Here is a 5,888-nt window from a genome sequence, read left to right on the forward strand (position 1 = left end):
CTCCCGGCGCTTCTGAGCAATTGGGCCGGCCAGGCCAGCCGATCCTCGATCGGCTGGCCTTCGAGCGCTTGACCGTGACGCATCGCCGCGAGCTCAAGCTGCACTGCTACCGGATGATGGGCTCGCTCAACGAGGCCGAGGACCTTGTCCAGGACACTTTCCTCAAGGCCTGGCGCGCAAGGTCGCAATTCGACGGGCGCGGCTCTCCTCGCGGCTGGCTCTACAGCATCGCCACCAACAGCTGCCTCAACGCCATCAAGGCGAGAGCGGCGGCGCGCCGCATTCTAATGCAGCCCGCACGACCGCCCTCCGATGGACCCGCGACCGGAGGACCCGTCGCCGAGATCGCCTGGCTGGAGCCCTATCCGGACACCGAGCTCCCGGCCTTTGCCGGCGCCGAGCCCGGGCCGGAAGCGCGTTACGAGACCCGCGAGGCCGTGCAACTCGCCTTCGTAGCGGCGATCCAGCTCCTGCCGCCGAGGCAGCGGGCGGCGCTTCTGCTTTGCGACGTGCTGGGGTGGTCGGCCGCCGAGACCGCGCAGCTGCTGGGCGGATCGACCGCCTCGATCAACAGCGCCCTGCAGCGGGCTCGCGCGACGCTTGGCCAGCGGTATCCTGAAGGCCGCCCCTTGCAGCGGTCACGGCCCAGCCCGGAAGAGGGCCTGCTGCTCGAACGCTATATGCGGGCCTGGCAGGCCGACAATCTCGACGGCCTCGTCGACCTGTTGCGGGAGGATGCCACCTATCACATGCCGCCATGGCGGGAATGGTACCGGGGGCGCAAGGCGATCGGCGCTTTCCTCGAGACCGTCTGGGGCAATTTTGCCGGCTATCGCACGGTGGCCACCAGAGCCAACGGCCAGCCCGCTGTCGGTGTCTATGCGTTGAGCCATCAGGATCTTGTCTGGCGGCCGCACTCGCTGCATGTCATCGAGCCTGCGGGCGGCGCAATCGCTTGCCTGACGATCTATGTGCCGCCGCTCGGACCTCAACTGTTCGCGGGCTTCGGCCTGCCGCCAAGCTAGTCTTCGTCCGCCTCACCCGCAGCCGGCGGCGCGGCCAGCAGCACTGCCGCGCCGAGCAGCGCGGCGACCAGCGAACCGGCGAGGATGCCGACCTTGACCGCGTCCTGCAGCGCCACATCGCTGGCAAAGGCGAGCAGGCCGATGAACAGGCTCATGGTGAAGCCGATGCCGCAGAGCAGCGAAATACCGATCATGTGCAGCCAACCGGCATTGACCGGCAGGTCGGCAAGGCCGAGCCGGATGGCGAGCGCCGATGAGCCAAACACGCCGACCAGCTTGCCGAGAACCAGGCCGGCGGCGACGCCCAGCGTCAGCGGCTCGACCAAGGCGGCCATGCTCAGGCCGGCAAGCGATACGCCGGCATTGGCGAAGCCGAAGATCGGGATGACGAGGAAGGGCACGAGCTTGTGCAGGCCGTGCTCCAGCCGGTGCAGCGGCGACTGCTCGAGGTCGTGGCTGATGCCGGCGGCGCGCTCGAGCGGGATGGTCAGCGCCAGCGCCACGCCGGCAAGCGTCGCGTGCACGCCCGATTTCAGCACCAACACCCAAAGCACGGCGCCGAGCAGGAGATAGGGGATCAGGTTCATAACCCGCATGCGGTTGAGCACGACAAGCACGGCGATGACCGCGAAGGCGGCGCCGAGATAGGCGAGCGACAGGCCGCTGGTGTAGAACAGCGCGATGATGATGACGGCGCCGAGATCGTCGATGATGGCGAGCGCGGTGAGGAATATCTTCAGCGAGGCCGGCACGCGATTGCCGAGCAGCGACAGCACGCCGAGCGCGAAGGCGATGTCGGTGGCGGTCGGGATCGCCCAGCCGGACAGCGCGGCGGAATTATCCCTGTTGATGGCGACATAAACCAGCGCCGGCACCACCATGCCGCCGGCGGCGGCAATGCCGGGCAGCACGCGGCGCGGCCAGGTCGAAAGCTGGCCGTCCAGCATCTCGCGCTTGATCTCCAGGCCGACCAGCAGGAAGAACACCGCCATCAGCCCGTCATTGATCCAGTGCGCGACGCTGAGCGGCCCGAGATAGGCGTGGAGGGCGGCGAAGTAGATCTGGGCGAGCGGCGAGTTGGCGACGATCAACGCAAGTGCCGCCGCCACCATCAGGATGATGCCGCCGGCCGCCTCGCCGTCGAGGAATTCGCGCAGGATGGATTTCGGGCGGTCGTCGTGCATGTCGCCTCCGTGCGGGGTTTTTCCGGTAGGCATTATTCGCGATGATGCGCAAAGCTCGACGACTGGGCAAGCATCACACTTTCCGAACGCTGGCGCCGCCCCTCACCTGCCTGCCGGCACCCCTCTCCCCGTATAGTGACGGGGAGAGGGACGCTGTGGCCGATGACTTCGCAAATCTCCGACGTTGCAGATGAGAGCCGACGTTGCGGCTGCCTTATCCCCGTCACTATACGGGGAGAAGTGCCCGGCAGGGCGATGAGGGGCAGCGCTGACTTCGGCGAATAGCGATGCTCACCACAAAACTGAATTCGCCGTTTCCCGAGGCTTTGTCCTGCGCGCTTGGCGATCCTAACGCGGCGCGCGCTTGGCGAGAATCCGCTGCAGGGTGCGGCGGTGCATGTTGAGCCGGCGCGCGGTTTCCGAGACGTTGCGGTCGCACATTTCGTAGACGCGCTGGATGTGCTCCCAGCGCACGCGGTCGGCCGACATCGGATTTTCCGGCGGCGCGGCGCGTTCGCCGGAGGTACGGGTGAGCGCGGCGAAGACATCGTCGGCGTCGGCCGGCTTGGAAAGATAGTCGATGGCGCCGAGCTTCACGGCGGTGACGGCGGTGGCGATATTGCCGTAGCCGGTGAGGATGACGGCACGGGCGTCGTCGCGCTTCTCGCGGATGGCGGCGATGACATCGAGGCCGTTGCCGTCGCCGAGCCGCATGTCGACCACGGCGTAGGCCGGCGGATGGTCGCGCGCCCTGGCGACCGCCTCCTCGACGCTCTCGGCAGTCTCGACGACGAAGCCCCTGGTTTCCATGGCGCGGGCGAGCCGGGTCAGGAACGGCTTGTCGTCGTCGACGATCAGCAGCGAGGTGTCCTCGCCCTCAACCATTGCGCCAGTCGTTTCGTCTCCACTCATGGTGTCCAGAATTCCTGCTGCCTTAAGCTTACGCAGATACAGTTCCGCGCCACTATTGTCCAATTTTAAGAGCCCGCAACCGGCCCCGATGAGGCGACCATGCAGGTTAAAGCGTGGTTTCAGGCGGTGTCGAACATGCTCGAAGACGATTCGGGGTTGAGAAAGACGCCGCGCGGCCAGGATATCTGCACCACGGCGCCCTCGCCCAACCCGCTCGAATTACGGAAATCCAGCGTTGCGCCGGAGCGCTCCAGCAAGGTCTTGGCTATGAACAGGCCGAGCCCGAGGCCGCCGCCGGCTTCGGTGCCTTGCCGCGTCGACATATAGGGTTCGCCGATGCGGTCGATGATCTCCGGCGGGAAGCCCGGCCCGTCATCGATTATCGAAAAGATAACTTCGGCGTCGTCCCAGCTCCAGCTGACGGTGACGGTCTTGCGGGCGAAGTCGACGGCGTTCTCGACCAGATTGCCAAGGCCGTAGATGACACCTGGATTGCGCCGCCCGACCGGCTCGGGGCCGATGCGCTCGCCGGGCCGCAGCTTGATCGATATGCCGAAATCGCGGTGCGGGGCCGTCACCTCCTCCACCAGCGAAGTCAGCGGCAGACGCGACAGATGCGCCTCGCCCTCGGAGGACAGGCTGGTCAGCCGCTTCAGGATCTCGCGGCAGCGCTCGCTCTGCGAGCGCAGCAGCTTCACGTCCTCGGCAAATTTCATGTCCTCACCGAGCGCCTTCTCCATTTCCTTGGCGACCAGCGTGATGGTGGCAAGCGGCGTGCCGAGCTCATGCGCCGCGGCGGCGGCGAGCCCGTCCAGTGCCGACAGATGCTGCTCGCGCTGCAACACCAACTCGGTGGCGGCGAGCGCGTTGGCAAGCAGGCGCGCTTCCTCGGCGACGCGGAAGGCGTAGATGGCGGTGAAGGCGATCGAGGCGAACACCGCCATCCACATGCCGGCGACATAGATGAAGGGCATTTCCAGGGGCGCGCCCTCGTACCAGGGCAGCGGCTGATGGAAGAAGCCCAGAAGCGTGGCCGCCACCATGACCAGCGCCCCCAGCACCGCGGTGAGGCGCAGCGGCAGCGACGCCGCCGAGATGACGACGGGTACGCTGAGCAGCACCGAGAACGGGTTGGTGAGACCGCCGGTCATGTAGAGCAGGCCGGCCAGCTGCAGGCTGTCGACGGTCAGGATGGCGAACGCCGAGAGCGGGGTGAGCCGGTGCGCCGCCGGGTAGCGGAAGGTCAGCCACAGGTTCATCCAAGCCGAACAGGCGATCAGCGCGAAGCACATGCTGACGGACAACGGGAATTTCAGCCCATAGGCGACGACGAGCACCGTCAGGCTCTGGCCGACGATGGCCAGCCAGCGTAGCCGGATCAGCGTGTTGAGCCGCAGCCTCTGGCTTTGCTGGAAGTCCGGTGAGCGCAGGATGTTGATCATGGATTACGATTATCGCCGCAGGAGGGTAAGCGCTAGTAGCGCTGTAGCGGGGACTTGACGGCTGAGGCCACCAGGACGGACTGCCCAAGCTTTTGCCAGGACTAGGTTCCGCGTGGCTTGGCGCGGCTGGTGGCGGCGGTGGTGAGTGGGTTTTCCGGCCAGACATGTCGGGGATAGCGGCCGCGCATGTCGGTGCGCACATCCGCCCACGAGCCGCGCCAGAAGCCGGGCAGGTCGCGCGTCGTCTGGATCGGCCGGTGCGCCGGCGAGAGGAGTTCGAGCGTCAGCGGCACGGTTCCATTGGCGATCGCCGGATGCCTGTCGAGGCCGAACAGCTCCTGTACGCGCACCGCCAGCACCGGCCATTCGCCATCATAGCGGATCGGCACATGGCTGCCCGACGGCGCATCGAAATGGGTCGGCGCCAGCGCTTCGACCTTGCGCTGCAGTTCGTGCGGCACCAATGACATGAGGCCGGCCGACAGGGCGCCGGAATTGATCGCGGCAAAGGACGCCGCGCCCGTCAGAAACGGCAGCAGCCAGTCCTCGATACGGTCGAGCAGGGCGGCGTCGGAAACATCGGGCCGGGGTGCGCCGAGGCCGCGATTGAGCCAGCCGAGCCGCTGCCGCAGCGTCTCGGCCTCCTTGCCCCAGTCGAGCAGCGACAGGCCATGCTCACGCAGGGCTTCGAGGATCGCCCGATCCGCGTCGACGCCGGACGGCGCCGGCAGCATGCGCTCGGCCAGTGTGATGGCGCCGAGCCGGGCTGTCTCGCGCACGCGCACGGCGCGCCGGTCGCGATCGAAGCTTGTCTCGCGCCGGATCTCGATGCGGTCGGCAAGGGCGGCGCGGATATCGGTCTCGTCGACCGGAGCGGCGGCGGTGATGCGGGCGTTCTGCGCCTTGCCCTGCAGGTCGGCAACGACCAGCCAGGTCTCGCCCGCCAGCGGATCGGCGGCATCGACCATGGCGCCCGAACCATTGGCCAGCACGAAACGGCCGCGTTCGCCGCGTGCTTTGGCGACGCGGTCCGGCCAGGCGTGGATGAGGTGCGCGCCGGCACTCTGACCCTCCCCCCTCGGGGCGGAGGGTGTAGCCTGCCTCGCCAGCCGTTCGGCGAGCTGGCGGGCCGACACGGCACGCGGCGACTTCTCGGTTCGAAAGCGCATCAGCCGGCGTTCGAGATCGGCGCCGTCGCCGCCGAGCCCGCGCTCGGTGAGCAGCACGGCAAGGGTGGCCGCCTCCATCGCGTAGCCGGTTGCGGCGGCTTCGGCGACCATATGGGCAAGCCGCACCGGCAGCGCGAGCTTGCGCATGGCGGCACC

5 protein-coding genes are annotated in these 5,888 nt (G+C 67.6%); 1 reads left to right on the plus strand and 4 read right to left on the minus strand.

The window, feature by feature from the left end:
• Positions 1-20 precede the first annotated feature (20 nt).
• On the plus strand, positions 21-1,025 hold the full coding sequence (locus tag EN745_RS27920; protein WP_127422746.1) for an RNA polymerase subunit sigma-70: 1,005 nt from the start codon (positions 21-23) through the stop codon (positions 1,023-1,025).
• On the opposite strand, the gene nhaA is transcribed toward EN745_RS27920, so the two are convergent.
• The 4 genes from nhaA to EN745_RS27945 form a co-directional block, all read right to left on the minus strand.
• Positions 1,022-2,209 carry a Na+/H+ antiporter NhaA gene (gene nhaA, locus EN745_RS27925; RefSeq protein WP_126056821.1) on the minus strand — a complete coding sequence of 396 codons (1,188 nt, stop codon included), beginning with the start codon at positions 2,207-2,209 and terminating at the stop codon, positions 1,022-1,024. The genes EN745_RS27920 and nhaA overlap by 4 nt on opposite strands.
• Before the next feature lie 348 nt (positions 2,210-2,557).
• On the minus strand, positions 2,558-3,121 hold the full coding sequence (locus EN745_RS27935; protein ID WP_126056822.1) for an ActR/PrrA/RegA family redox response regulator transcription factor: 564 nt from the start codon (positions 3,119-3,121) through the stop codon (positions 2,558-2,560).
• A 119-nt stretch (positions 3,122-3,240) separates the two neighbouring features.
• Positions 3,241-4,563, minus strand: coding sequence for an ActS/PrrB/RegB family redox-sensitive histidine kinase (locus EN745_RS27940; RefSeq protein WP_126056823.1), 1,323 nt, complete (start codon positions 4,561-4,563; stop codon positions 3,241-3,243).
• A 101-nt stretch (positions 4,564-4,664) separates the two neighbouring features.
• Positions 4,665-5,888, minus strand: a 1,224-nt coding sequence (locus EN745_RS27945; protein ID WP_281034794.1) for an ATP-dependent helicase C-terminal domain-containing protein, incomplete at its 5' end; no start/stop codon positions are given.

Origin of the sequence: Mesorhizobium sp. M4A.F.Ca.ET.022.05.2.1, from assembly GCF_003998845.1 — a bacterium.
Taxonomy (GTDB): Bacteria; Pseudomonadota; Alphaproteobacteria; order Rhizobiales; family Rhizobiaceae; genus Mesorhizobium.